The sequence below is a fragment of the Actinophytocola sp. genome (genome assembly GCF_035762905.1).
Taxonomy (GTDB): domain Bacteria; phylum Actinomycetota; class Actinomycetes; order Mycobacteriales; family Pseudonocardiaceae; genus DASYTH01.
On sequence record NZ_DASUCC010000144.1, the window covers coordinates 63,558 to 89,638 of the forward strand.

Sequence of the window (26,081 nt, forward strand, 5' to 3'; positions counted from 1 at the left end):
TAGGCTTCGGGTGTGCAGCGATGGCGTGGACTCGACAGCCTGCCGGGGGGCTGGGGCCGCTGCGTGTTGACCATCGGGGTGTTCGACGGCGTGCATCTCGGGCACCAGGAGCTGATCCACCGGGCGGTCTCGATGGCGGGCGAGCGTGGCCTGCCCAGCGTGCTGCTCACCTTTGATCCACACCCGTCCGAGGTCGTCCGGCCGGGCAGCCATCCGGCCCAGTTGACCACCCTGCGTCGCAAGGCCGAGTTGGTCGAGCGGCTCGGCATCGACGTGTTCTGCGTACTGCCGTTCACCCCCGAGCTGTCCAAGATGCCCGCCGACGAGTTCGTACACGAGATCCTGATCGAGAAGCTGCACGTGGCGGCGGTCGTGGTCGGGGAGAACTTCGCCTTCGGCCACCGCGCGCTCGGCAACGTCGACCTGCTCGCCCAACTCGGCCACCGGTTCGGCTTCGTCACCGAGGGGGCCAAGCTGATCACGGTGCCGAACAGCGCGCCGGGCGACGAGATCACCTTCTCGTCCACCTACATCCGGGCCTGCATCGACGCCGGGGACGTCACCGCGGCCGGCGCCGCGCTCGGCCGGCCGCACCGGCTGGAGGGCATCGTGGTCCGCGGCGACCGCCGGGGCCACGAGCTGGGCTTCCCGACCGCCAACCTGTCCACCCCGCGGTACGCCGCGGTGCCCGCCGACGGCGTCTACGCCTGCCGGTTCTCGCTGCTCAACACCGCCGGCGGGGCGCCGCTGCCGGCCGCGGTCTCGGTCGGCACCAACCCCACCTTCTCCGGACGCGAGCGCCGGGTCGAGGCGTTCGTGCTGGACGTCGAGGCCGACTACTACGGCCAGCGGGTGGCCGTCGACTTCGTCGAGCGGCTGCGTGACATGGAGCGGTTCGCGTCCAGCGAGGCCCTCGTCGAACAGATGCACCGGGATGTCGCGCGGACCCGTGAGCTGCTCGACCCGCGCGGCGGAACGCCTGGCGGCCGTTCGGGGTAACGGACCAGGCTTATGCCGGCGTGTGTCCGAATTTCCCCCGACCGTTGCCGCGGGCTGGCAAGATGCGATGAACTGCGGATGAGGGCGTTCCAGGGGAGAGGCGAACGTGGAGGACCACAAGATCGTCCAGCGCAACCTCGCGCTGCAGCGCGAGTGGTACGGCGAACCCCTGGGTGATCGGGTTCGCCGGCTGGTGGTCGCCTTCGACGTCTCCCAGGCCAACCTCGCCGAGGTGCTCGGCATCAGCGCGCCCATGCTGAGCCAGGTGATGAGCGGCCGGCGAGCCAAGATCGGCAACCCGGCCGTGCTCGCCCGGCTGATCATGCTCGAGCGCAAGGTGCTCACGCCCGACGTCGCCGCCGGCAAGCGGGAAGCGCTGCAGCGGGCGCTGGACGAGGTTCGGGCCTCAAAACCTTCTGTGACCAGGGACAACCTCCCGGTCGACGTGGGCCGCACGGATCGGGTCGCGGTCGCCGCACTGCGCCGCGTGGCCGATCCTGGAGACCTGACCGCCGCGGCGGACCTGCTCAACGGCAAGTTTCCCGATCTTGCCGAGTTACTCCGCAGGGCCGGTCGGCCGTACTGACTGCTCCTCGCCTGGAGGAACTGCGCCGTGCCTCGACTCTTCTCGGCAGTCGAGCTGCCCGACTACGTGGCCGAGGATCTCCGGACCCGGCTGGACAAGGTGCGCGCCGAGGCAGAGGCGCTGCGCTGGGTGGCGGCCGGCAGCTGGCACATCACGCTCGGCTTCTACGGCAACCGGGAGCACGCCGACCGGCGCGGGGCGTGGCTGCGCAGGCGGGCCGCGGGCCTGCTGGCTCCGCGGATCCGGCTGGCCTCGGCCGGCGGTTTCCCCGGCGTGCTGTGGATCGGGGTGGATCCGGCGAACCGGGCCGCCGAGCGCGCGTTGTTCGCCGTCGCCGCCGCGGCCCGGCCGGAGGAGGGGACCGAGGAGGACTACCGGCCGCACATGACCGTGGCCCGGTGGCGGCGCGGTCCGCAGCGCAACCCGCTGGCCGAGCGGGCCACCCTGGCGCTCGGCGACTATCTCGGCCCGTGGTGGGTTCCCGCCGAGCTGGTGCTGTTCTCCAGCCAGACCCGGCCGGACGGTCCGGTCTACTCGGCGGTCGAGCGGATCCCGCTCACCGTGTCCTGAACGCGGTCGCGCGGTACCACCTGGTAACGTTGTCGGTTGGGCCCGGCTGCAGTCCGTGGCGGCCGAGCCGACTCCCCCTGGCAACCAGGCGGGATCGCACACGGTACAGCTATAAGAGGAGCGAAGACGAGTGGCGCTGTCCACTGAGCAGAAGAAGAACATTCTCGGCGAGTACGGGCTGCACGCGACCGACACCGGTTCGCCGGAGGCTCAGGTGGCGATGCTGACCAAGCGCATCAGCGACCTCACCGAGCACCTGAAGGTGCACAAGCACGATCACCACTCCCGCCGGGGTCTGCTGCTGCTGGTCGGCCGCCGCCGCCGGCTGCTCAACTACCTGACCAAGGTGGATATCGAGCGCTACCGGTCGCTGATCCAGCGACTGGGACTGCGCCGCTAACAAAGCTAAGAGGGGAGTGGCCGACCGGCCACTCCCCTCGCCACAACCAATCCAGGGCACGCGCGCCGCGTGGAGGACCCTCTCGCCGGTCCTCGGTAGTGGTTCCCGGGTGGATTCCCCCGAGAGCTTCGATCGAAGACCGGCCTCGTCCTCGGGCCGCGCCCCGGCGCAGTGCCCGAACATGACGAGGAGTAATGCCTTGACCGACTTCAGTGAACCTGGAGTGCACGAGACCGTCGCCGTGATCGACAACGGCAGCCACGGCAAGCGCACCGTCCGGTTCGAGACCGGCAGACTGGCTCGCCAGGCCGCCGGCAGCGTCGTCGCCTATCTCGACGACGACACCATGCTGCTGTCCGCCACAACGGCGTCCAGGCAGCCCAAGGAGCACTTCGACTTCTTCCCGCTCACCGTGGACGTCGAGGAGCGGATGTACTCGGTGGGCCGCATTCCCGGCGCGTTCTTCCGCCGTGAGGGCCGGCCGTCCACCGACGCGGTGCTGGCCTGCCGGCTGATCGACCGTCCACTGCGGCCGTCCTTCGTGGACGGGCTGCGCAACGAGATCCAGGTCGTGGTGACGGTGATGAGCCTGAACCCGGCCGACCTGTACGACGTGGTTGCGATCAACGCGGCGTCCGCCTCGACGCAGCTGGCCGGCCTGCCGTTCTCCGGCCCGGTCGGTGGCGTGCGGGTGGCCCTGATCAACGGGCAGTGGGTGGGCTTCCCGACCCATCAGCAGCTCGAGACCGCGGTCTTCGACATGGTGGTCGCCGGCCGGGTCGTCGGTAACGACGTGGCGATCATGATGGTCGAGGCCGAGGCCACCGAGAACGTCATCGAGTTGATCGGGAGCGGTGCCCAGGCGCCGACCGAAGAGATCGTGGCGTCCGGGCTTGAGGCCGCCAAGCCGTTCATCCGGGCGCTCTGTCAGGCGCAGCAGGAGCTGGCCGACAAGGCGGCCAAGGAGACCGGCGAGTTCCCGCTGTACCCGCCCTACCAGGACGACGTGTACCAGGCGGTGGAGCAGGCGGTGGCCGGTGACCTGGCCACGGCGCTGACCATCGCCGGCAAGCAGGAGCGCGAGGCCCGGCTCGACGGACTCAAGGAGAGCGTGCTCGAGCGGCTGGCCGGCAACGAGGCGTTCGAGGGCCGGGAGAAGGAGATCGGCGCCGCGTTCCGGTCGGTGAACAAGAAGCTGGTCCGGCAGCGCATCCTGCGGGACAAGGTGCGCATCGACGGCCGCGGCATCACCGACATCCGGCAGCTCGCCGCCGAGGTCGCGGTGGTGCCCCGGGCGCACGGCTCGGCGCTGTTCGAGCGCGGCGAGACCCAGATCATGGGTGTCACCACGCTGAACATGCTGCGCATGGAGCAGCAGATCGACTCGCTGTCGCCCGAGACGCACAAGCGCTACCTGCACCACTACAACTTCCCGCCCTACTCCACCGGTGAGACCGGCCGGGTCGGTTCGCCCAAACGGCGCGAGATCGGGCACGGCGCGCTGGCCGAGCGGGCCCTGGTCCCGGTGCTGCCCAAGCGCGACGAGTTCCCCTACGCGATCCGGCAGGTGTCCGAGGCGTTGAGCTCCAACGGTTCCACGTCGATGGGCTCGGTGTGCGCGTCCACCCTGGCGTTGCTCAATGCCGGCGTGCCGCTCAAGGCGCCGGTGGCCGGCATCGCGATGGGCCTGGTGTCCGACGAGGTGGACGGCCAGACCCGGTACGTGGCCCTGACCGACATCCTGGGTGCCGAGGACGCGTTCGGCGACATGGACTTCAAGGTGGCCGGCACCAAGGACTTCGTCACCGCGCTGCAGCTGGACACCAAGCTGGACGGCATCCCGTCCGAGGTGCTGGCCCAGGCGCTGTCCCAGGCCCGGGACGCCCGGCTGACCATCCTCGAGGTGCTGGCCGAGGCGATCGACAAGCCGGACGAGATGAGCCCGTACGCGCCGCGGGTGACCAGCGTGAAGATCCCGGTCGACAAGATCGGCGAGGTGATCGGGCCCAAGGGCAAGATGATCAACTCGATCACCGAGGAGACCGGCGCGGACATCTCGATCGAGGACGACGGCACGATCTACGTCGGCGCCGCGGACGGCCCGTCGGCGGAGGCGGCCATCCAGCGGATCAACGCGATCGCCAACCCGCAGCTGCCCAAGGTCGGCGAACGGTTCCTCGGCACGGTGGTCAAGACCGCCGCGTTCGGCGCGTTCGTCTCGCTGCTGCCCGGCAAGGACGGTCTGGTGCACATCTCCAAGCTGGGCAACGGAAAGCGCATCGGCAAGGTCGAGGACGTGGTCAAGGTGGGCGACAAGCTCCGGGTGGAGATCGCCGACATCGACCAGCGCGGCAAGATCAGCCTGGTGCCGGTGAAGGACGAGGAGGCCGCCAAGCCGGCCGAGGCCGAGCAGCCGTCCAACCAGTGACGGCGAACGGCAAGGGGAGCACGCGGATCCTGGAGCGCACGGCCGACGGCTGTGTGGTCAAGCGCACCGTGCTCCCCGGCGGGTTACGGGTGATCACCGAGCAGGTCCCCGGCGTGCGCTCGGCGTCGCTGGGGATCTGGGTCGGGGTCGGCTCGCGAGACGAGAAGCCGGCGGTCGCCGGCGCCGCGCACTACCTGGAACACCTGCTGTTCAAGGGAACCAGGCGGCGCACGGCGGCCGGGATCGCCGAGGAGATCGACGCGGTCGGCGGTGAGCTGAACGCGTTCACCGCCAAGGAGCACACCTGCTACTACGCGCACGTCCTCGACGAGGATCTGCCGCTGGCCGTGGACCTGGTGTGCGACGTGGTGTTCGACGCGTTGCTCGCCGAGTCCGATGTGGAGACCGAGCGGGGCGTGGTGCTCGAGGAGATCGCCATGCGCGACGACGACCCCGAGGACCTGCTGCACGACACGTTCTGCGCGGCGCTGCTCGGCGACCATCCGCTCGGCCGGCCGGTGCTGGGCACCGAGGAGTCGATCGCCGCGATGAGCCGCACGGCGCTCAACGGCTTCTACCGCCGCCGGTACACCGCGCCGGCCATGGTGCTGGCCGCGGCCGGCAACCTCAGCCACGGCGAGGTGCTCCGGCTGGTCCGCAAGGCACTGCGGGACCGGTTGTCCGGCAACGGTTCCCCGGTGGCGCCGCGGGCCGGGCGGACCCGGATTCCCGTGGCCAGCAAGCTGATCGTGCACACCGACGACACCGAGCAGGCGCACATGATGTTCGGGGTGCGCGCGCCGGACCGGCACGACGAACGCCGCTGGGTGCTCGGCGTGCTCAACACCGTGCTTGGCGGTGGGATGAGCTCACGGCTGTTCCAGGAGGTGCGGGAGCGGCGCGGGCTGGCCTACCAGGTGTACTCGTCGGTGGCCTCCTATGCGGACACCGGGCATCTGTCGGTCTACACCGGATGCCAGCCCGATCGGCTCGGCGACGTGGCCCGGGTGGTGCGCGAGGTGCTGGCCGGCATGGCGTCCGGCGGGGTCAGCGTGGGCGAGGTGGACCGGGCCAAGGGTCAGCTGCGCGGCAATCTGGTGCTGGGGCTGGAGGACACCAGCTCGCGGATGTCCCGGATCGGCAAGGCCGAGCTGGCCTACGGCCGGTACATGTCGGTGTCCGAGACGCTGGAGCGGATCGCCGCCGTGACGCCGGAGCAGGTCGGTGCGCTTGCCGGCGAGTTGCTGGCGCGTCCCGTCGCCGCCGCGGTGGTCGGGCCCTACGCTCACGCCGACGATGTTCCGGCCGAGGTGCGCGAGGTGATCGATCGATGACGGTTGCCAGGACGGAAGACAACCCGATCCGGGTCGGCGTGCTCGGCGCGCGCGGCCGGATGGGAGCCGAGGTGTGCCGGGCCGTCGAGGCCGCGCCGGACATGGAGATCGTCGCCATGGTGGACACCGGCGACTGGATGTTCGACATCGCCGACGCCGGGGCCGAGGTGGTCGTCGACTTCACCCATCCCGACGTGGTGCTGGACAACATCCGGTTCTGCGTCGACCACGACATCCGGTGCGTGGTCGGCACGTCGGGCTTCGACGTCGCCAAGCTCGACACGGTGCGGAGCTGGCTGGAACCCAAACCCGCCCTCGGCGTCCTCGTCGCCCCCAACTTCGCGCTCGGCGCGGTGTTGTCCATGCGCTTCGCCGCGCTGGCCGCCCGCTACTACGCCTCCGTCGAGATCATCGAGCTGCACCACAACCGCAAGGTGGACGCCCCCTCCGGCACCGCCACCCACACCGCCCGCCTGATCAGCGCCGCCCGCGCCGACGCCGGCCTCGCCCCCGGCCCCGACGCCACCACCTCCGAAGTGGACGGCGCTCGCGGCGCCACCCTCGGCGAGGTCCACGTGCACTCCGTTCGCCTGCCCGGGCTTGTCGCCCACCAGGAGATCCTGTTCGGCGGCGACGGCGAGACCCTCACCATCCGGCACGACTCCTTCGACCGAAAAGGCTTCATGCCCGGCGTGCTCCTCGGCGTCCGCTCCATCCTCACCCGCACCGGCCTCATCGTCGGCCTGGAAAACCTCCTCGACCTCTGAACTCGCCCGCGAAGCCGGCGAGTCGCCGATTCCGGCAATTGAATCGCTGGTTGCGGCAACCGAGTCTCCGGTGCCGGCAACGCGAGTCGGCGGTTCGGCCGTGCCGGTGGTAACGCCATTCTGGAACGTTGCGATGTGTCGGGCGTCGCCGATTTCCCGGCGGATTGGCGACTGGGTGGGTAACCTGCTGCTGCCGATTCGGTCCAAGGTGGTCTCTCGTGGCGGTGAGCTCCCTGGCCGTGGCGTCTCGGTACCAGGTGGTGTCCGGGCGGGTACGGCTCGTCAACCCGGGCTCGTGGTCGCTGTGGGCCCAGCCACGCAGGGTGATCGGGTACGTGCTGATCGTCGAGATCGTGACGGTCGCGGCCACCATCGTCACGTTATTGCTGGCGCCGATGCTGGCCGGCGATCTCGCGACCGGCGCCGTGCTGCTGGTGCTGTGCATCGGCTACGGTGAGGCGTCCCGGACGGTCGAGCGGGCGCACCGGCAGTACCTGAGCTCGCCGTTCATGGACCTCAACTCGGTATGGATCTTCGCGGCCGCGCTGCTGTTGCACCCGGCGCTGGCCGCCGCGCTGATCACCGCGATCCACCTGCACCGCTGGGTGCGGGTGGCGCACCGGTCGGTGCACCGGGTGACGTTCAGCGCGGCGGCGGCGATCGCCGCGGTGCTGGCCAGCTCCGGGTTCCTGGCGCTGCTCGGGAGCTACCACGCCTTCGCCGAAGGGCCGCGCGACCTGGCCGCCTTCGCCGAGGCCGCCGCCGCGGCCGCGGTCTTCCTGCTGGTGAACAACGTGCTGGTGTCCGGCGTGATCGCGCTGTCGATCGCCAACCCGAGCCTGCGCGCGGTGACCGCGGACTGGAGCGACTACGGCCTCGAGGCCGCCACCCTCGCGCTCGGTGTGCTGCTGGCCTGGTCGCTGTCCGACTGGCCGCCGATGGCGCTGGCCATCGTGGGGGTGACCCTGGTGCTGCACGGCCGGGTGCTGATCCGCCAGCTCCGCGAGGCGGCGCGGACCGATCCCAAGACCGGCCTGCTGAACACCGCGGCCTGGTACGACGCCGCCCGCCGGGAGATCGAGCGCGCCGCCCGGCAGCACACGTCGGTGGGCGTGCTGATGATCGATCTCGACCACTTCAAGCAGGTCAACGACGACCACGGCCACCTGACCGGGGATGAGGTCCTGGTCGCCGTGGCCAAGGCGATCGCCGGGCAGGTGCGCGGGTACGACCTGGTCGGCCGGTTCGGCGGTGACGAGTTCGTGGTGCTGCTGCCGGCCATCGAGGGACCCGACCTGGTCCAGGTGGCCGAACGCATTCGCCGCACGATCGCCGGCCTCGCGGTGGACACCACCGGGCGCAACGGGGTGGTGCCGTTCGGCGGCCAGACCGCGTCGATCGGACTGGCGCTGTTTCCGCGCCACGGCGGCATCCTCGACCAGCTGCTGCACGCCGCGGACGGCGCGTTGTTGGCGGCCAAGTCCGCCGGCCGGGACCGGGTGCGGCTGGCTGATCCGCCTCTCCGGGATTAACCGCTGTGGTCACGTTCCAGCGAACGTACGGATTGCGGGTTGATTGTGGCTGGGTGCCGTCACGGTGCCCCTGAGGTTGCGTTGGTTGGGCCAAGACTCACACTTGATCCACTATGGCGGACTCTAGGCCGTTCGCCGCATTCGGCTGATCCGTTCGGCCGCTATCCATTCGGCGGGGACCCAGTAGCGTTGCAAGCGGTCAGTACATAACTAACTCCCGTCTGTTCGCGCAAATGTCCAACCCTGCTGCCGTGACGGCCGCGCGACGAGGGCCAGACGAGGACGCGCAGGGGCCCGCACCGCCGGGCCCCGGCTCGCGCTCGCTCCCGCTCGTCCACCGGCCGCTCGGCCATCCCCGAAAGGGAGCGACGAATGACACCAACCGACGTCGAACCGTTGGCACCGACCTCCGCGGAGACCTCGTGGTTCTGCTGCGGCGCCGGCTGGGGGCCCTGCGGGTCCGCCGGGGGCGGTGCGTGCGGCAACTGCCAGTCCGGCAGCCGGCACTGCGCCTGGCCGAACACCTCCGACGCCTGCTTCGCGATCACCCGGCCGGACAGGTGCGGCAACACCCTGCTGCGCCGCACCTGCGGGCACACCTTCTTCGTGCGGCATCTCTGCGGTAGCACCGAGATCGCCGTGCGGATCGCGGACTGCGGGCCGCAGACCGACCTGTGGTGCGGCGAGCGGCGGTGCTGCAGTGGCAACTGCGCCACCAACCGCCTGCTCGACCTGACGCCGTCCGCGTTCAGCGCGCTCGGCAACCTGTCCAGCGGGATCATCCCGGTCAACGTCCGCAGCTAGGAGGTGCTCAGAATGGATGCGTTGGGGCGCAGGAGGTTCCTCACCCGGGCAGTGCTCGGCACCACCGCGACCGTCGCGGGCGCGACCGCGCTCGGGGCACTCGCGCCGGAGGCCATCGCCGAACCGGCACTCGACGTCGAAGCCGGGGCGCCGGACCCGAACTTCGCCGAGGGCCGGATCACCGGCGTCAAGGGCAGCATGATCATGGCCAACGGATCGGACGGCGTGCTGCACCTGATCCAGCTCACCGCCGCGACCAGCATCTGGAAGCTGCGTCCCACCACGCTGGACGTCGCCCAGGTCGGCGACGGGCTCTACGCCCGTGGCGTGCGGATGCCGGACGGAGTGCTGGCCGCCGACGCGGTGTGGCTCAACATCGTCAACCTGACCGTGCACATCTCCGCCATCAGCAAGGACACGCTGCACCTCGACCACCACGGCGACAAGATCGTCGGACACGTGGTGTCCGGTACCACGGCCGCGGTCTACAACGGCACGCCCGCGGTGAGCGACCTGTCGCTGCTGCAGGTCGGCCAGCACGCCCAGGTGATCGGGGCGTGGCGGCCGGACACCAACGAGGTTGACATCGCCACCGTCTTCGCCGCCGCCTGACCGGTTGGAGCGCAACGCCCCGTTGCGCTCCAACCCCAAAACCTTGGAGTGAACGTGTTGCAGTGGTTGGCAAACCTGCAGCCGGCGCTGGTCGGCGCGGTGCTGCTGTGGGCCGGCGGGATCAAGCTGCTGTCCCGCTCCGCGCGCCTCGCGGCCCGCCGCTCGGCGCTGGTCCGGTTGGTGGGCAAGGACCGCGTGTTCGTCGCCTACCGTGCCGTCGGCGCCGTCGAGGTCGGCATCGGAGCGCTGCTGGTCGCGCCCCCGGTGCACCCGGCCGAAGGGCTGGCCGCGGCCGGACTCGGCGCCGCCATGCTCGGCTACCTCGGCTACGCAAGGCTCGCCGCGCCCGGATCATCATGCGGCTGCCTCGGGGACAAGCACGTCCCGGTCCGGTTCCGCGGCTTCGCGCGGGCCGCCGTGCTGATGCTGGCCGGCGCGCTCGCGGTGGCCGCGACCGAGTTCTGGACGGTGACCCTGACCGAAAGTCCACTTGCGACGGTCGGCGTGTTGCTGGCCGAGGCGGCGCTGATCGTCGTGTTGTCCCCGGAACTGGACCACCGGTGGCTGCACCCGTTGCGCCGCTTGCGATTGCGGATCAGCCACCCGCTGGCCGGTCGGCCGGCCGAGGTGCCGCTCGCGGCCAGCGTGCAGCAACTGCACAAGAGCGCGGCCTACTCCTCGGTCGCCGGGCTGCTCCGCTCGGACCTGCTGGACACCTGGGACGAGGGAGACTGGCGGCTGCTGGCCTACGCGGCGCGCACCGAGTCCGGCAAGGTCACCGCCGTGTTCGCGGTGCCGCGCCTGGGCTTCCGGCCGGAGGAGGTGCGCGTGGTGCTGGTGCCGGAGGCGGAACTGCCCGCACCGGTCTAAAAGAACCAGCCGGCGAACAACGCCGGCGACGCGGCGAGCGCGCTGAACCGGATGAACCGGCCGATGAGCCCGGCGGAGACGAACGCGGTCAGGTTCATCCGGACCAGCCCGGCCATGATCGTGGTCGCCATGAACGGCGGCACGCCGAGCACCGAGCTCACCCCGTAGGTGCCGACCATCCAGCGCGGGTGCCGGTGGCAGCGCTCGACGAGCCATTCCACCCGGGCCCGCATCCGCTTGGTGCGCAACGCCCACCGCTCCCGGCGGACCGACGGCTCGCGCGGCTCGCGATGCAGGAACCTCGGCAGCCGAAGAGATCCCTTGGCGGCGTAGTAGTAGAGCAGCTTGCCGGCCACCTGCCCGACCGCGATCACCGCGCCCAGCGCCAGCCACGGGATCCCCGGCTCCTGGCTCACCAGGCCGATCAGGAAGATCTCGATGCTGATCAGGGGCAGGATCGCGGAGCCGAACGCCACGCCGAGGCACACAGCGAGCCACGTCAGCATGGATCAACCCCCCTTGCGCACCCGCGTGCTCCGACACCCCACCCCGACGACGCGGTCAGGATAACGGATTGGACAACCCGGTCAGGCCAGTTCGACGTCGAGCCCTCCGGTCAGCCGAACCTCCCGGACGATGCGGCCACCGGCGTCCAGCGTCCGCACGGTGCCGTCCGGCGCCCACCCGGCTCGCCGGAAGAAGCTCAGCGAGGCGCTGTCCGCCTCGGGAACCCAGCTGATCCCGCGGGTCGAGCCGGCCGCGCGCATCGCCGCCGCCACGGCGGCGAGCAGCCGGCCGCCGTGCCCGCGCCGGGCCCACCTCGGCTCCACAAGCAGCGCGCTCACCAGCGCCACGCTGGCCGCGTCGGCGGGCGGGGCGCCGGACGCGTCGGCCGACTCGGCTTCCGGGGCCGGGCCGGCCGCGCCGATCCCGACCAGCCACGAGCCCTCGGTGGCCACGAAAACCGCCGCCGGCCCGTGCCGGATGGTGTGCCGCCACTGCTCGGCCGCGGCCGTCTCGTCCAGGCCGGCGAGCACCTCGGCCGGGAGGACCTCGGCGTATGCGGTACGCCAGGTGGACAGCTGGATCCGGGCGATCTCGGCGGCATCGGCCGGATCGGCGATCCGGACGTCGGCTTCTGCCATGCCGGCAACCTAACCGGCCGTCGTCATCTACGCTGTCTCGGCGTGATCTCCCTTACCCTGCCGGGATACGAGATGATGGGCGTGCTCGGTCGGGGCGGCTTCGGCGTGGTGTACCGGGCCAGGCAGGTCACCATCGACCGGGAGGTGGCCGTCAAGGTCGACAGCCGGGTCATCCTCGACGACCGGGACCGGCGCCGGTTCCTGCGTGAGGTGCGCGCCGCCGGCCGATTATCCGGCCATCCGCACGTGGTCGAGATCTACGACGCCGGCGTGCTGCCGGACGGATATCCGTACCTGGTCATGGAGTTGTGCGCGGGCGGGTCGCTGGCCGGCCGGGGGCCGATCGCCCCGCCGGACGTGGCCGGGATCGGCCGCGGCATCGCCGACGCGCTGGCCGCCGCGCACGGCCTCGGCGTGCTGCACCGGGACATCAAGCCGGGCAACATCCTGATCAAGCGGTACGGCACGGTCGGCCTCGCCGACTTCGGGCTGGCCGCGGTGATCGACTCCGGCCGGGAGTCGTCGGTCACGCTTGCCGCGCTGACCCCGGCCTATGCGGCGCCGGAGGCGTTCCACCTGCACCCGCCCACGCCGCGGTCGGACATCTACGCGCTGGGCGCCACGCTGTACGCGTTGCTCGCCGGCCGCCCGCCGCGGTTTCCGGCCGGCGCCGACCTGAGCCTGCCCGAGATCATCCGGCTGCACGACGCACCCGTGCCGGATCTGCCCGGAGTGCCGCCGGGACTGACCGCGGTGCTGCGCCGGTCGCTGGCCAAGGATCCCGGCCAGCGGTTCCCGGACGCCGTCGCGCTGCGCGACGAACTGACCCGGTGGACCGTGCCCGGGCAGCCGGTGACGATCACCAACCCGATCCGGCAGCCGGCGCCGGCACCGTCCCTCCCGCCGGCTCCCTCGGGCGAACAGCACACCACCCCGGTCCGGCGCGGCGTGCTGCTCGCCGGCGCCGCGCTCACGGCCGTGCTGGTGCTGCTCGGCGTGTGGTACTTCGCGGTTCAGGACAGGGGGGACGGTCGGACCGCGGCCGGGGCGCCGACCGGCACCGTCGCGGCGCCGGACGGGGAGGACACCGCCGACCTCGGCGTGGAGACCGTGACCGACGGCTGCCCGGCCGCCGCCGTGCCGGACGCGCAGGCGCGTTGCGTCGAGCGGGCCGAGTGCTGGAGCGGAATGGTGCTGATCCAGGGCGAGTTGACCAGCGTCCGGCGCATCCCGTGCGACCAGGAACACACCTGGGAGACCTACGCCGTCGCGCCGGTTCCGGCCGACCTGGCCGACGCCTACCTGGACACGCTGGAGGGCAACCCGACCGTGGCCAAGGTGTGCGCGAAGGAGGTCCTGATCGCCTCGCGGACCGGCAAGGCCCTCGAGGTCGACCCGGAGAAGTGGGAGCCGTCGGTGATGCCCCCCACACCGGACGACCGGGCGGCCCAGCGGGCGGTGTACCGGTGCGTCGGCACGATCAGCGGCGAGACCAGCAGCGGCGCGGCGTTCCGCCCGCTGCAACCCTGACGAGCAGGGCTGATAACCACTGAACGGATGTCGGTGGTTCGTGTCAGGGTGGGGGCATGAGTCAGACCCTCAGCACCAGAACCGCCCCCGGTTGGCTGGCCTGGGCCGCGCTCGGCGTCGTCTACGTCGTGTGGGGCTCGACCTACCTCGCCATCCGGTTCACCGTGGAGTCGATGCCGCCGCTGCTGTCCGGTGGGCTGCGGTTCGTACTGGCCGGGCTGGTGTTGACGCTGGCCGTGCTGGTGCTCGCCGGCCGCGGCGCGCTGCGGATGAGCTGGGCGCAGTTGGGCAGCGCCGTGCTGATCGGGCTGCTGTTGCCGGCCTGGGGCAACGGCATGGTGGTGATCGCCGAGCAGCACCTGGCGTCCGGGCTGGCCGCGCTGCTCATCGCGTCCGTGCCGCTGTACGTGGTGCTGCTGCGCCGGTTGCTCGGCGAGCGGCCGCCGGTGATCACCATGGTCGGGGTCGGGATCGGTGCCGGCGGGCTGGCGCTGCTGCTGCTCGGCGGACCGGTGGAGGGGGCGCACGGGTCGGCGGGCTGGGCGCTGTGGCTGGTGCTGCTCGCGGCGCTGGGCTGGTCGGTGGGGTCGGTGGCGAGCACCCGGCTGCCGGTGCCGGCCAACCCGTTCACCCTCTCGGCGGTGGAGATGATGGCCGGCGGCACCGCGATGATGATCGTCGGCTTGGTCAGCGGCGAGCGGATGGACCTGACCAGGGTGACCACCGGGTCCTGGATCGCCTGGGTGTACCTGATCCTGTTCGGCTCGCTGCTGGCGTTCAGCTCGTACGTGTTCGTGCTCGGCAAGCTGCCGGTGTCCACGGTGGCCACCTACGCCTACGTCAACCCGGTGATCGCGGTCGTGCTCGGCGTGCTGTTCGCCGGGGAACGGTTCGGCATGGCGCAGTTCGCCGGTGGCCTCGTGGTGCTCGCGGCCGTGGTGCTCGTGGTCCGGGCCGAGCAGCGACCCAAGCCGGAACCACCGTGCGGAGAAATGTCGGTGCCGGATGGGAGAGTGCGGTCGTGACCGACGACGTGCTCGTTCCCGCGGAGGAGGAGGCCAGTTGACCGAGACGCTCACCGCTGCCGCCGCCCGCCGGATGGCCCTGGCCGCGCAGGGCTTCGCCGACCCCCGGCCGGCGGTCGAGCCGACCCGGCGGCACCTGACCAGGGTGCTGTCCCGGGTCCAGGTCCTGCAGCTCGACTCGGTCAACGTCGCGGTGCGCGCGCACTACATGCCGCTGTTCAGCCGGCTCGGCCCGTACTTACCGTCGCTTGTGGACGATGCGGCGTGGGCGCATTCGGCGCGCCGGCCGCGGTTGCTCGTCGAGTACTGGGCCCACATGGCGAGCCTGATGCCGGTCACCGACTGGCCGCTGTTCCAGTGGCGGATGCGCGGTTACGAGAAACGGTGGTGGGACAACACGCAGCGGTTCACCCGTGACTCGCCCGGCCTGATCGAGGACCTGCTCGCCGCCGTCAAGGAGCTCGGTCCGGTCAGCGCCGGCCGTCTCGAGGAAGAGCTGGGCACCAGCCCCCGGCATCCCCGCGCCGCCGGCGGCTGGTGGAACCGTTCGGACGTCAAGCATGCCTGCGAGTACCTGTTCGCCGTCGGCCAGCTCACCACCGGCGCCCGGGTCGGCTTCGAACGCCGCTACGACCTCCCCGAGCGGGTCCTTCCGCCCGAGGTGCTGGCCGCCCCGCCGGTCTCCGACTCCGACGCCACCCGCGCCCTGGTGCTGCGCGCCGCCGTCGCGCACGGCATCGCGACCGAACCCGACCTGCGCGACTACTACCGCCTCAAGCCCGAGCACAGTCGCGCGGCCGTCGCCGACCTGGTCGACGCCGGCCTCCTGGTTCCGGTCACCGTCGCCGGCTGGCGCCACCAGGCCTACCGGCACGCCGAGGCCCGGCTGCCCCGCAAGGTCGACGGCCGCGCCCTGCTCTGCCCGTTCGACCCCCTGATCTGGGAACGCGCCCGCACCGAGCGAATCTTCAACTTCCATTACCGGATCGAGATCTACGTCCCCGAGCCCAAGCGGATCCACGGCTACTACGTCTTTCCGTTCCTGCTCGACGGCGCCCTGGTGGCCCGCGTCGACCTCAAGTCGGACCGCGCCACCGGCACCCTCCGAGTCCAGTCCGCCTTCGCCGAACCGGGCGTCCCGACCCCGCGGGTAGCCGCCGAACTGGCCGCCGAACTCCGCACCATGGCCACCTGGCTCAACCTCACCGCCATCGCCGTCACCCCCCGCGGCGACCTGGCGGCTCCGCTCGCAGCCGCCCTCCGCTGACCCCTAAGTACGCGTAGATCCCCTAGGTGAATGAACCATTCCCGTCCACGTGGCGTAACTGTCCGTGGCGCCGATTGTCCAATTCGTCAACGAAAGGACCGGAATGGTACACCTTCGTATGCAATCCGCTCGGCGCGCGACCGGAGTGCTCTGCGGCCTGGCTGCCGCTCTGGTGTTGACCGCTTGCGGGTCGGAGGGGCAAGCGAGCAGCCCGGCCGGCGGCACCGGTACCAGTGGGCCGGTCGGCACGCGCGACCTCGACGGCGTCGGGACGGTTCTGGTGGACACGGTGGGCCGGACGCTGTACTTCACCGACTCGGACACCGCCGGGGAGATCAAGTGCACCGCGGAGTGCCTGGATCTGTGGATCCCGGCCGAGGCACCCGGTGACACGGTGGACGGCGCACCGGTCGGCGACCTCAGTGTCATCTCGCGCCCGGACGGCACCAAGCAGATCGCCTTCCAGGACAAGCCGCTGTACACGTTCAAACTGGACAGTCCCAACAAGCCGTCGGCCGGCCACAACGCCAGCGACACCTTCGGCGGCGTGGACTTCACCTGGCACGCCGCGGTAGTCGACGGCGCGGCGCTGCCGCAGCAGCCGCCGAAGCAGGATGACGGCGGCGGCTACGGACGAGGTGGCGGCTACTGATCCCCGAATACCTGACCCATCCAACTGCGCCACCATCGCCTAGTCCCAACCCGTGACCCGGTAGCAGGAACCGGCGATTCGGTTGCCGGGCGCGGCAACTCGCGGTGCGGAAACCGGCGGTTCGGTTGCCGGACTCGGCAACTCGCGGTGCGGAAACCGGCGGTTCGGTTGGCGGACTCGGCAACTCGCGGTGCTGGGACCGGCGATTCGGTCGCTTGGCTTCGCGACTCGGGTGCTGGGACCGTTGATTCGGGTACCCGCCTCGGCAACTCGGGGTGCTGGAGCCGATGTTTCGGTTGTCGGGCGTGGCAACTCGGGTTGGTGGGACCGGCGTTGTGGTTGCCTGGTTCGGCGACTCGGGTGCTGGGGCCGGTGGTTCGGTGGCTTGGCTTGGCGACTCGGGGTGCTGGGGACGGTGGTTCGGTTGCCCGACTTGGGAGTTCGGGTGCTGGAGCTGGTGATTCGGTTGTCCCACTCGGTAACTCGGGGTGGTGGGGTCGGTGTTTGGGTTGTCTGGTTTGGTGATTCTGGTGGTGGGGGTGGTGGTTCGTTGAGGGTGGGCGGGTGCTGGATAGTCCGAACCGGCAACTCGCGTGGTTTGGGTGGGGACTCGCCGAGGTGCACCCCGTTTGGCTCGGCGAGTCCCCGGCTTTGGCACGCGAGTTGCCGGTTCGGCTGACCCCCCTCGGTCAGGTTCTGGTCAGGTCGTGGCCGGGCTGATCACGGCTGAGCCGGAAGCGGTGCGGCCGCGGATCCGCAGGCCCGGGGTGGTTTCCGGGCGGGTCTCGGACAGGCCGAGGTCGCTGCGGGCCTGGCCGGAGGCGGAGGTCAGATCGACTTCGGCGGCGCAGCCGGCGCGGACGCCGACCCGGATGTTGCCAGAGCCGGTGGACAGCTCGATCTGGCCGCTGGATGCGTCGGCCACGGTCAGATCCCCGCTGCCGGTGCGGGCCATCACGTCGCCGGCCACCGCGCCCAGCCACACGTCGCCGCTGCCGGTGTGCAGCGACGAACCGCCGCCGATCGACGTCACCTCGAGGTCACCGCTGCCGGTGCGCGCCTTCAGCCCGTCCAGCATCGGGCCGAGCCGCACCGACCCGGAGCCGGTGCGCACCTCGGCCGGTTTGCTCGCCCGGTCCGCGCGGACATCGCCGGAGCCGGTGTGCAGGTCCAGCCAGCCGGCCGGCCCGGTCACCACGATCGCCGCCGCGCCGGTGTCGGCGACCACGCTCGACTCCGCCGGCGCCCGCACCGACACCGCGATCGGCACGGTGCGCAGCGGCAGCGTCTTCGGGGCGCGCACCACGAGCCGGTTGCCGATCAGCTCGATCCGGGTCTGGCGCACCGCCTCGGCCGGCGTCAGGTTCCCCGCGGAGTCGCCGAACTGACCGCTGACCCAGGTGAGCAGGCTGTTCATCTGCTGCAGGAACGGGCTGACCGACTCGGTGTCGTGCCGAATCTCCACGTGCACGCCCGGTTGGTCGGACAGCCGCACCTCGACCCGGCCGGCGCCGACGGCCAGGTCCAGATCGACCGGCCCGGACGTCTCGAAGCTCTGCCTGCGGACCGTGTCATCCGCGGTGTCGGCGGCGTCCTCGGTGGTGAACTCCTCAGTCATCACAAGTCCCCTCAGCCCTCGTACCAACCGCGCACGTGGGACGACGAGCCGCCGGGGCCACGCCGCTCATCCCACCGCTGCTGCTTCCACTGGCGCTTCCACTCCTGCTTGGCCTCGCGCCAGCTCTCCTTGTCCCCGTGCAGCGCGGACTGGACCGCCTGCTGCACGAAGGTGTTCAGCGAGACCCCCTGCGTCGCCGCGGCGGCCTCGGCCTTCGCCTTGAGCTGCTCGAACAGCCGCAGCGTCATGCGGCTCATGTCCCCGGTCTCGTCGATCGGCGGGGGCGGGGGCGGCGTGTCCCGCTGCGGCTCGCCGACCGGAGTGACCACCACCTGCACGTCCCGCCCGTCCAGCCGGACCTCCACGACGGCGTCGTCGAGCGACGCGGTGACCTCGGCGGCCAGGTCCGAAAGGGCGTTCATGATCGCCAGGCGGGCGGACGGCTCCAGCGCCGCGGCCAGCACCGCCGCGGCGCGCCGGGTGTTCTCGTCGCCGGCCGAGGCGGTCGTGTTGAGGTCCTCGCGGAGAGCGGCGAGGTAAGGCGTGAGATCCATGACGCCACTATGACACCACAAATGACGTCAGTCAAGGTGGCAGTGACGTCACCATGGTGGCGCGTGGCATCCGGTCCGCCCGCCGGTCCGGCCGTTAGGCTCGGCGCAACGCGCAACGGAGGAGGTCGGCGTGCCGGAGATCGTCTCGCCCAAGGTGGAGCTGATCGCGAAGACCGAGTTCATCCCGCCGGCCGACGTGCCGTGGTCCACCGACACCGACGGCGGCGAAGCGCTGGCCGAGTTCGCCGGCCGGGCCTGCTACCAGTCCTGGAAGAAACCCAACCCGGCCACCGCCACCAACGCCGGCTACCTGCGGCACATCCTCGAGGTCGGGCACCTGTCCGTGCTCGAGCACGGCTCGGTCAGCTTCTACATCACCGGGATCTCCCGCTCGCTCACCCACGAGCTGATCCGGCACCGGCACTTCTCCTACTCGCAGCTCTCCCAGCGTTACGTGCCGGAGAAGAACGCGGCCATGGTGGAGCCGGACGTGATCGCCGCCGATCCCGAGCTGCACCAGAAGTTCCTGGCCGCCACCGAGGCCAGCGTGGCGGCCTACAACGACCTGCTCGCCGGGCTCGAGGAGCGGTTCGCCGACGTGGCCAACCCGACCCTGCGCCGCAAGCAGGCCCGCCAGGCCGCCCGCGCGGTGCTGCCCAACGCCACCGAGACGCGCATCGTGGTCACCGGGAACTACCGGGCCTGGCGGCACTTCATCGCCATGCGCGCCACCGAGCACGCCGACGTGGAGATCCGCGAGCTGGCCGTGGAGTGCCTGCGCCAGTTGCAGAAGGTCGCGCACAACGTGTTCGACGACTTCGTGATCTCCACGCTGGCGGACGGCACCGAGGTGGCCTCCAGCCCGTTCGTCACCGAGGGCTGAGATGAGGCGGTTGGAGGTCGACGTCCAACCGGACGGCTACTCCGTCGCCCGTTTCCCGGCCGGCACCGCGCTTCCGGCCGGCCTGCACGGCCACGCCGCCGCGCTGGTCTCGGTCACCAGCACCCCGGACGAGGTCTCGGTCGTCTGCCCCACCGAGCTGGCCCCACCCGGCGCCGACCAGGTCGACCACGGCTGGCGGCTGCTCACCGTGCGCGGCCCGCTGGAGTTCACCCTCACCGGCATCATGGCCGCCATGGCCGGCGCACTGGCCGCGGCCGGCGTCAGTCTGTTCGCCCTGTCCACCTTCGACACCGACCACGTCCTGGTCAAAGCCACCGACCTGACCCGCGCCGTGTCTGCGCTCACCGAGGCCGGCCACGAGGTCCACGTGCCCGCCGGATAGATCAACCGTCGGCGGCCTGGAAGGAGGCCCAGACACCGAGCAGGCGGACCGGGCGGCCGTGGTCGAACATGTCGAGGACCTGGAGGGCGGCCCGTTCGATGTCGGTGGGGGAGCTGGTCGGGGCGGGCAGGGTGATGCTGCGGGTCTGGGTGATGAACGGGGCGAAGCGCACCTTGACGCCGATCCGGTGCGCGGGACGGTCCTCCGCGCGGACGTCGTCGGCGACCCGGCGGGCCAACCGGACGACCTGCTCGTCCAGCTCGGCCCGCTCGGCCACGTTGGTCTGGAAGGTCACCTCACGGCTGCGCGACTTGGCCAGCCACGGCGTCGCGGACACCTCGGTGCCACTGGCGCCGCGGGCCAGGTCCCGGTACCAGGGGCCCATCTTCGGGCCGAACCGGCGGGCCAGGCCGGCGGGGTCGGCGAGGGCCAGCTCGCGGACCGTGCGCAGGCCCAGGTCGTCGAGCTTGTGGGCGGTCTTCGGCCCGATGCCCCACAGCGCCCTCGTCGGCCGGTCGGCCATCACCGCCACCCAGTTGTCCCGGGTCAGCAGGTAGATGCCGGCCGGCTTGGCGAACCCGGTGGCGGTCTTGGCCCGCAGCTTGTTGTCGCCGATGCCCACCGCGCAGGACAGCGCGGTCCGCTGCCACACCGCGTCCTGCAGGTCCGCGGCCAGCTTCGCCGGGTCGTCGGTCTCCGCGCCGACGAACGCCTCGTCCCAGCCGAGCACCTCGACCACGACCGGGAACTCCCGGAGCACCGCCATCACCCGCTCGGACACCGCGTCGTAGGCCGGCGGGTCGCTTGGCAGGAACACCGCGTCCGGGCACCGGGCCGCGGCGGTGCGCATCGGCATTCCCGACTGCACACCGAACTCGCGGGCCTCATACGACGCGGTGGCCACCACGGAGCGCTTCTTCGGGTCGCCGTCGCCGCCGACGATCACGGGTTTGCCGGCCAGTTCGGGGTGGCGCAACACCTCGACCGCGGCGATGAACTGGTCGAGGTCGACATGCAGCACCCACCACATGTCGCCAGTTTGCTCCTCCAGCCCACGGTGCTCGCAGTAGCATCCACGCGGTGACCCAAGAGCACGCCCCACCTCCGGCGCAGGCGATCCCGCAGCAGCAGCGGCTGGTCGCCGGCCGGTATGCGCTGCTGCACGAGATCGGCCGCGGCGGCATGGGCATCGTCTGGCTGGCCGAGGACCGCATGATCGGTCGTCGCGTGGCGATCAAGGAACTGCACCTGCCGGACGGCGTGCCGCCGGAGGAGCGCGGCGTGTTCGAGGAGCGGGTGTTGCGCGAGGCCCGCACCGCCGGGCGGCTCAACGACCCGAGCGTCGTGATCGTCTACGACGTGGTGCAGGAGCGCGGCAACACCTACATCGTCATGGAGCTGATCGAGGCGCCGACGCTGGCCGACGTGATCCGGCAGAGCGGCGCGCTCCCGCAGGACGCGGTGGCCTCGATCGCCGGCCAGTTGCTCTCCGCGCTCGAGTCGGCGCACGCCGCCGGCATCGTGCACCGGGATGTCAAGCCCAGCAACGTGATGCTGCTGCCGAACGGCCGGGTGAAGCTGACCGACTTCGGCATCGCGCAGTCCCTCGACGACCCCCGGCTGACCTCCAGCGGGGTGCTGATCGGCTCGCCGAACTACCTTGCGCCGGAACGCATCCACGGCGCCGACGCGGACGCCTCGTCCGACCTGTGGGCGCTCGGCGCGGTGCTGTTCTACGCCGTGGAGGGCTACTCGCCGTTCGAGCGCTCGTCCACCGCGGCGACCATGCACGCGATCACCACCGAGGTGCCGTACCTGACCCGCTGCCAGGGTCCGCTGGCCTCGGTGATCATGGGCCTTCTGATCAACACGCCGCAGGCCCGGCTGACCGCCCAACAGGTCCGCGGGCTGCTCGGCCAGATCTCCGGCCCGCACACCGGTCCGCAGACCGTGCACCTGGGCTACCCGCACCAGACCACCCGGCTGACCGGCCCGCAGCCGCAGCGCCCGCCGCGCGGCAAGGCCCGGATCTGGCTGGCGGTCGCGGCGGTCGTGCTGGTCGCGGCCGGCGCGGCGACCGGCGGGTGGTTCGCCCACCGCGCGTTCGCCACCGAGAAGCCGGAGGCGGCCAACGGCGGGGTGATGGAGTGGGGCGAGGGCGGCGCCGTCCCGGAGTTCAAGCCGAACAACGGATACTGCGCCTCGGGCAACCTCCGCCCAGGGGTCAGCTACACGTCCACGGTGGAATGCGATGAGCCGCACGACATCCAGGTGTTCGGCGTCGCCTCGCCGATGGAGAACTCGACCAACTTCAGCGTCGGCTATCCCGGCCGGGAGCGGCTGAGCGTCTACGGGCAGGCGTGGTGCGGGATGGTGTTCGCCAGCGTCTGGATCAACGACAACCGCAAGGCGGATACCCTGACCTACGTGACGTTGATCCCCAGCGAGCAGACCTGGAAGGACGCCGAGCGGTCCAACGAGCACCCGGTCATCTGCGTGCTGCACAGCCGGGACGGCTCCCAGCTGCGCACCTCGAAGGTGCGGGGCTGAGCCCGGTGGGGGTGGCCACGGCCGAGCGCGCGGCGCTGTGCGACCTGTTCGGGGCGGTGGGCCCGGACCAGCCGACCCTGTGCGGGGGGTGGCTGACCCGGGATCTGGCCGCGCACCTGGTGATCCGGGAGCGCCGGCCGGACGCCGCGCCGGGCATCCTGCTGCCGCCGCTGGCCGGCTACACCAAGCGGGTGCAGGACGGCTACGCGGCCCGGCCGTGGACCGAGCTGGTCGAGCTGGTCCGGTCCGGACCGCCGAGGTTCATCCCGGCGAAGATCGACGAGCTGATCAACACGACCGAGATGTTCGTGCACCACGAGGACGTGCGCCGCGGCCAGCCGGACTGGCGGCCGCGTCCGCCGGACGAGCGCCGGGACCGGGCGCTGTGGGCGGCGCTGACCCGGACCGCGCGGCTGATGCTGCGGCGCAGCCCGGTCGGCGTGGTGCTGCGCCGGTCCGACACCGGTGCGGAGATCGCCGCCCGGCGCGGCCCGAACACGGTGGTGATCGCCGGGCCGCCGGGGGAGTTGCTGCTGTTCGCCTACGGCCGGTCCGCGGTGCGGGTGGAGTTCGACGGGGAGCAGTCCTCGATCGCCGCCGTGCAGGGCGTGACCCGAGGTCTCTAGCCCTCCGACCAGGTAGCGTCTCCTCATGACCACCACGAGTCCCTCCGCAGCTCCGGGCCGCCCATTCGGCCGGGTGCTGGTCGCAATGGTCACCCCGTTCACCGCGTCCGGGGCGCTGGATCTGGACGCGGCGGCGGCGCTGGCCACCCATCTGGTCGAGCGGGGTGCCGACGGCCTGGTGCTCAGCGGCACCACCGGGGAGAGCCCCACCACCTCGGACACCGAGAAGAGCGAGCTGATCCGGGCCGTGGTGGACGCCGTGGGGGACCGGGCCACGATCGTGGCCGGCGCCGGCACCTATGACACCGCGCACAGCGTGCACCTGGCCCGGGACGCGGAGAAGGCCGGCGCGCACGGCCTGCTGGTGGTCACGCCGTACTACTCGCGACCGCCGCAGAGCGGGCTGCTGGCGCACTTCACCACCGTGGCCGACGCCGCCGGGCTGCCGGTGATGCTCTACGACATCCCGCCGCGCACCGTGGTCCCGATCGAGGTGGACACGCTGTGCCGGCTGGCCGAGCACCCGCGGATCGTCGCGGTCAAGGACGCCAAGGGCGACCTGCGCGCCGGGGTCGAGGTGATGGCCCGCTCCGGGCTCGCCTACTACTGCGGGGACGACGCGCTGAACCTGCCCTGGCTGTCGGTGGGCGCGGTGGGCTTCGTCAGCGTGATCGGGCACGTGGTGGCCGACCGGCTGCGCGCGATGATCGACGCCTACGAGGCCGGCGACGTGCGGACCGCCCGGGAGATCAACACCGGGCTGCTGCCGGTGCTGCGGGCGTTCAACCGGGTCGGCGGGGTGATCTTCAGCAAGGCCGCGCTCGGGCTGCGCGGGGTCGACGCCGGTGGGCCGAGGCTGCCGCTGCCCGAGGCCACCCCGGCCGAGCTGGAGCTGATCCGGGCCGACCTGCTCGAAGCGGAGGTCACCGTTGACTAGTGCCGTGCCCGCGTTCCCCACCGGCCCGGCCCAGGATCCACCGCCGCCTCTGCCCGATGGTGCGCTGCGCGTCGTGGCGCTCGGCGGGATCGGCGAAGTCGGTCGCAACATGACCGTGTTCGAGTACGAGCACCAGTTGCTGATCGTCGACTGCGGCGTGCTGTTCCCGGAGGACATGCAGCCGGGCGTGGACCTGATCCTGCCGGACTTCCGGGCGATCGAGGACCGGCTGACCGACATCCAGGCGATCGTGCTGACCCACGGGCACGAGGACCACATCGGCGCGGTGCCGTTCCTGCTGCGGCAGCGGCCGGACGTGCCGGTGGTCGGGTCCCGGTTCACGCTGGCGCTGCTCGCGGCCAAGTGCCGGGAGCACCGGCTCAACCCGACGCTGGTCGAGGTGAACGAGGGCGGGCGCTGGTCGTCCGGCGACTTCGAGTGCGAGTTCTTCGCGGTCAACCACTCCATCCCGGACGCGCTGGCGGTGGCCGTGCGCACCCCGGCCGGCGTGGTGCTGCACACCGGGGACGTCAAGCTCGACCAGCTGCCGCTGGACGGGCGGCTGACCGACCTGGCCGGCTTCTCCCGGCTCGGCGACGAGGGGGTGGACCTGTTCCTGGTCGACTCCACCAACGCCGAGGTGCCCGGGTTCCTGGTGTCCGAGCGGGAGATCGGCCCGGTGCTCGACGGGGTGATCGCGCGCACCGACGGCCGGGTGATCGTGGCCTGCTTCGCCAGCCACGTGCACCGGGTGCAGCAGGTGCTCGACGTGGCGCAGAGCCACGGCCGGAAGGTGGCGCTGGTCGGCCGGTCCATGGTGCGCAACATGGGGATCGCGGCCGATCTTGGCCTGCTGCGGGTGCCGGACGGGCTGATCGTCGACATCGACGAGGCCATGGAGCTGCCGGAGGGCCGGGTGCTGTTCGTGTCCACCGGGTCGCAGGGGGAGCCGCTCTCGGCGCTGTCCCGGATGGCCCGCGGGGAGCACCGGCAGATCCGGATCCGGGCCGGGGACACCGTGGTGCTGGCCAGTTCGATGATCCCGGGCAACGAGACCGCGGTGATCGCCGTGGTGAACGGGCTGATCCGGCTCGGCGCCAAGGTGGTGCACCAGGGCAACGCGAAGGTGCACGTGTCCGGCCACTCGACCGCGGGGGAGCTGCTGTTCCTGTACAACGCGGTGCGGCCGAGCAACGTCATGCCGGTGCACGGCGAATGGCGCCACCTGCGGGCCAACGCGGACCTGGCGATCGCCACCGGGGTGCCGGCGGACCATGTGGTGATCGCCGAGGACGGTGTGGTGGTGGACCTGGTGGACGGCCGGGCCCGGATCAGCGGCCGGGTCGAGGTCGGCCACGTCTACGTGGACGGGCTCTCGGTCGGCGACGTCGGCGAGTCCACCCTGTCCGACCGGCTCATCCTCGGCGAGGGCGGGTTCATCGCGATCACCGTCGCGGTGGACTCCACCACCGGGCGGGCGGTCGCGCCGCCGACCATCTCCGGCCGGGGGTTCTCCGACGATCCCAAGGCGCTGGACGACGTGGTCGCGCTGGTGGAGGTCGAGCTGTCGCACATCGAGTCCGAGGGCATCACCGACACGCACCGGATCGCCCAGTCCGTGCGCCGGGTGGTCGGTCGCTGGGTGGCCGACACCTACCGACGCCGGCCGATGATCGTGCCCACGGTCATCCCGGTCTGACGGGGTCTACCGGCGCCTCGTGGCCGAGGCGAGGGCCAGGGCGAAGAGGACGGTCACGGCCTGGCGCAGCAAGGCGTGCCGGGCCCTGCGTTGCTCCTTGCGACTCGGGTGCATCGTCCCCTCCTCTGCCGGTCTATGAGGACGATCCCAGCCCGGAGTGTGAGGTTCAATACCTTGCCTACCTGCGGCGGTGTAAGAGTGGCCCGGTTGGGGTACTGGTTCTTGGCCACTAATTGACGGGTCGTGATCGCGGTCGTCACCCGATAGTGGTACGTTGCCGGATCGTGACA

General features: G+C 71.4%; 26 protein-coding genes. 21 read left to right on the plus strand and 5 right to left on the minus strand.

The features are described 5' to 3' along the window. Positions 1-12 precede the first annotated feature (12 nt). The 11 genes from VFV67_RS30690 (at position 13) to VFV67_RS30740 (ending at position 10,902) form a co-directional block, all read left to right on the plus strand. Positions 13-999 (plus strand): bifunctional riboflavin kinase/FAD synthetase, encoded by a 987-nt coding sequence (locus VFV67_RS30690; protein WP_326474176.1) that lies wholly within the window; start codon positions 13-15, stop codon positions 997-999. 106 nt (positions 1,000-1,105) lie between these two features. Next, positions 1,106-1,585 (plus strand): helix-turn-helix transcriptional regulator, encoded by a 480-nt coding sequence (locus VFV67_RS30695; protein WP_326474177.1) that lies wholly within the window; start codon positions 1,106-1,108, stop codon positions 1,583-1,585. Positions 1,586-1,612: 27 nt separating this feature from the next. Further along, the gene (gene thpR, locus VFV67_RS30700) at positions 1,613-2,155 is read left to right on the plus strand and encodes an RNA 2',3'-cyclic phosphodiesterase (protein WP_326474178.1); all 543 of its coding nucleotides are present in this window, start codon (positions 1,613-1,615) and stop codon (positions 2,153-2,155) included. Between the two features lie 130 nt (positions 2,156-2,285). After that, positions 2,286-2,555, plus strand: a complete 270-nt coding sequence (gene rpsO / locus VFV67_RS30705; RefSeq protein ID WP_326474179.1) for a 30S ribosomal protein S15 — start codon at positions 2,286-2,288, stop codon at positions 2,553-2,555. A 199-nt stretch (positions 2,556-2,754) separates the two neighbouring features. Continuing rightward, the gene (locus VFV67_RS30710; protein ID WP_326474180.1) at positions 2,755-4,983 is read left to right on the plus strand and encodes a polyribonucleotide nucleotidyltransferase; all 2,229 of its coding nucleotides are present in this window, start codon (positions 2,755-2,757) and stop codon (positions 4,981-4,983) included. After that, positions 4,980-6,317: a pitrilysin family protein gene (locus VFV67_RS30715; protein WP_326474181.1), complete on the plus strand. Its 1,338-nt coding sequence runs from the start codon at positions 4,980-4,982 to the stop codon at positions 6,315-6,317. Before VFV67_RS30710 ends, VFV67_RS30715 begins: the two co-directional genes overlap by 4 nt. After that, a complete protein-coding gene (gene dapB, locus VFV67_RS30720; protein ID WP_326474182.1) occupies positions 6,314-7,084 on the plus strand; it encodes a 4-hydroxy-tetrahydrodipicolinate reductase in 771 nt (256 codons plus the stop codon). The genes VFV67_RS30715 and dapB overlap by 4 nt, the downstream gene beginning before the upstream one ends. 218 nt (positions 7,085-7,302) lie before the next feature. After that, entirely contained in the window at positions 7,303-8,616 is a 1,314-nt protein-coding gene (locus VFV67_RS30725) for a GGDEF domain-containing protein (protein ID WP_326474183.1), read from the plus strand. Between the two features lie 372 nt (positions 8,617-8,988). Next, a complete protein-coding gene (locus tag VFV67_RS30730) occupies positions 8,989-9,420 on the plus strand; it encodes an RlpA-like double-psi beta-barrel domain-containing protein (RefSeq protein ID WP_326474184.1) in 432 nt (143 codons plus the stop codon). A gap of 12 nt (positions 9,421-9,432) precedes the next feature. Next, entirely contained in the window at positions 9,433-10,032 is a 600-nt protein-coding gene (locus VFV67_RS30735; RefSeq protein ID WP_326474185.1) for a cell wall protein, read from the plus strand. Positions 10,033-10,080: 48 nt separating this feature from the next. Beyond that, positions 10,081-10,902 (plus strand): MauE/DoxX family redox-associated membrane protein, encoded by an 822-nt coding sequence (locus VFV67_RS30740; RefSeq protein WP_326474186.1) that lies wholly within the window; start codon positions 10,081-10,083, stop codon positions 10,900-10,902. Here the strand turns inward: VFV67_RS30740 and VFV67_RS30745 are convergent. Further along, the gene (locus tag VFV67_RS30745) at positions 10,899-11,408 is read right to left on the minus strand and encodes a hypothetical protein (protein WP_326474187.1); all 510 of its coding nucleotides are present in this window, start codon (positions 11,406-11,408) and stop codon (positions 10,899-10,901) included. The two genes, VFV67_RS30740 and VFV67_RS30745, sit on opposite strands and share 4 nt — an antisense overlap. Before the next feature lie 81 nt (positions 11,409-11,489). After that, positions 11,490-12,047 (minus strand): GNAT family N-acetyltransferase, encoded by a 558-nt coding sequence (locus tag VFV67_RS30750; protein WP_326474188.1) that lies wholly within the window; start codon positions 12,045-12,047, stop codon positions 11,490-11,492. A 42-nt stretch (positions 12,048-12,089) separates the two neighbouring features. Between VFV67_RS30750 and VFV67_RS30755 the strand changes: the two genes are divergently transcribed. The 4 genes from VFV67_RS30755 to VFV67_RS30770 all read left to right on the plus strand — a co-directional run bounded on the left by VFV67_RS30755 (position 12,090) and on the right by VFV67_RS30770 (position 16,521). Then, entirely contained in the window at positions 12,090-13,577 is a 1,488-nt protein-coding gene (locus VFV67_RS30755) for a serine/threonine-protein kinase (RefSeq protein ID WP_326474189.1), read from the plus strand. 56 nt (positions 13,578-13,633) lie between these two features. Continuing rightward, positions 13,634-14,602, plus strand: coding sequence for an EamA family transporter (locus VFV67_RS30760; protein WP_326474190.1), 969 nt, complete (start codon positions 13,634-13,636; stop codon positions 14,600-14,602). A gap of 73 nt (positions 14,603-14,675) precedes the next feature. Then, entirely contained in the window at positions 14,676-15,869 is a 1,194-nt protein-coding gene (locus VFV67_RS30765) for a winged helix-turn-helix domain-containing protein (RefSeq protein ID WP_326474262.1), read from the plus strand. Between the two features lie 118 nt (positions 15,870-15,987). Next, a complete protein-coding gene (locus tag VFV67_RS30770) occupies positions 15,988-16,521 on the plus strand; it encodes a hypothetical protein (RefSeq protein WP_326474191.1) in 534 nt (177 codons plus the stop codon). Positions 16,522-17,221: 700 nt separating this feature from the next. On the opposite strand, the gene VFV67_RS30775 is transcribed toward VFV67_RS30770, so the two are convergent. After that, complete coding sequence (locus VFV67_RS30775; RefSeq protein WP_326474192.1) at positions 17,222-18,139, minus strand: DUF4097 family beta strand repeat-containing protein; 918 nt, start codon at positions 18,137-18,139, stop codon at positions 17,222-17,224. Positions 18,140-18,150: 11 nt separating this feature from the next. After that, positions 18,151-18,693, minus strand: a complete 543-nt coding sequence (locus tag VFV67_RS30780; protein WP_326474193.1) for a toxin-antitoxin system HicB family antitoxin — start codon at positions 18,691-18,693, stop codon at positions 18,151-18,153. Positions 18,694-18,823: 130 nt separating this feature from the next. Between VFV67_RS30780 and thyX the strand changes: the two genes are divergently transcribed. Together thyX and VFV67_RS30790 are read left to right on the plus strand one after the other, a co-directional pair. After that, positions 18,824-19,576, plus strand: coding sequence for an FAD-dependent thymidylate synthase (gene thyX / locus VFV67_RS30785; RefSeq protein WP_326474194.1), 753 nt, complete (start codon positions 18,824-18,826; stop codon positions 19,574-19,576). 1 nt (position 19,577) lies between these two features. Then, positions 19,578-19,979, plus strand: coding sequence for an ACT domain-containing protein (locus VFV67_RS30790; protein WP_326474195.1), 402 nt, complete (start codon positions 19,578-19,580; stop codon positions 19,977-19,979). 1 nt (position 19,980) lies between these two features. Here VFV67_RS30790 and VFV67_RS30795 read toward each other — a convergent pair whose 3' ends face one another. Beyond that, positions 19,981-21,009 carry a DNA polymerase IV gene (locus VFV67_RS30795; RefSeq protein ID WP_326474196.1) on the minus strand — a complete coding sequence of 343 codons (1,029 nt, stop codon included), beginning with the start codon at positions 21,007-21,009 and terminating at the stop codon, positions 19,981-19,983. 50 nt (positions 21,010-21,059) lie between these two features. On the opposite strand from VFV67_RS30795, the gene VFV67_RS30800 reads away from it, so the two are divergent. Genes VFV67_RS30800 through VFV67_RS30815 form a run of 4 tightly spaced genes read left to right on the plus strand, consistent with a single transcriptional unit; the run spans position 21,060 to position 25,791 of the window. Next, positions 21,060-22,529, plus strand: a complete 1,470-nt coding sequence (locus tag VFV67_RS30800; RefSeq protein WP_326474197.1) for a serine/threonine-protein kinase — start codon at positions 21,060-21,062, stop codon at positions 22,527-22,529. 5 nt (positions 22,530-22,534) lie between these two features. Beyond that, the gene (locus tag VFV67_RS30805; RefSeq protein WP_326474198.1) at positions 22,535-23,155 is read left to right on the plus strand and encodes a TIGR03085 family metal-binding protein; all 621 of its coding nucleotides are present in this window, start codon (positions 22,535-22,537) and stop codon (positions 23,153-23,155) included. A 25-nt stretch (positions 23,156-23,180) separates the two neighbouring features. Then, positions 23,181-24,092, plus strand: coding sequence for a 4-hydroxy-tetrahydrodipicolinate synthase (gene dapA, locus VFV67_RS30810; protein WP_326474199.1), 912 nt, complete (start codon positions 23,181-23,183; stop codon positions 24,090-24,092). Positions 24,093-24,096: 4 nt separating this feature from the next. Beyond that, positions 24,097-25,791: a ribonuclease J gene (locus VFV67_RS30815; RefSeq protein WP_326474263.1), complete on the plus strand. Its 1,695-nt coding sequence runs from the start codon at positions 24,097-24,099 to the stop codon at positions 25,789-25,791. The last annotated feature ends 290 nt before the right edge of the window (positions 25,792-26,081 follow it).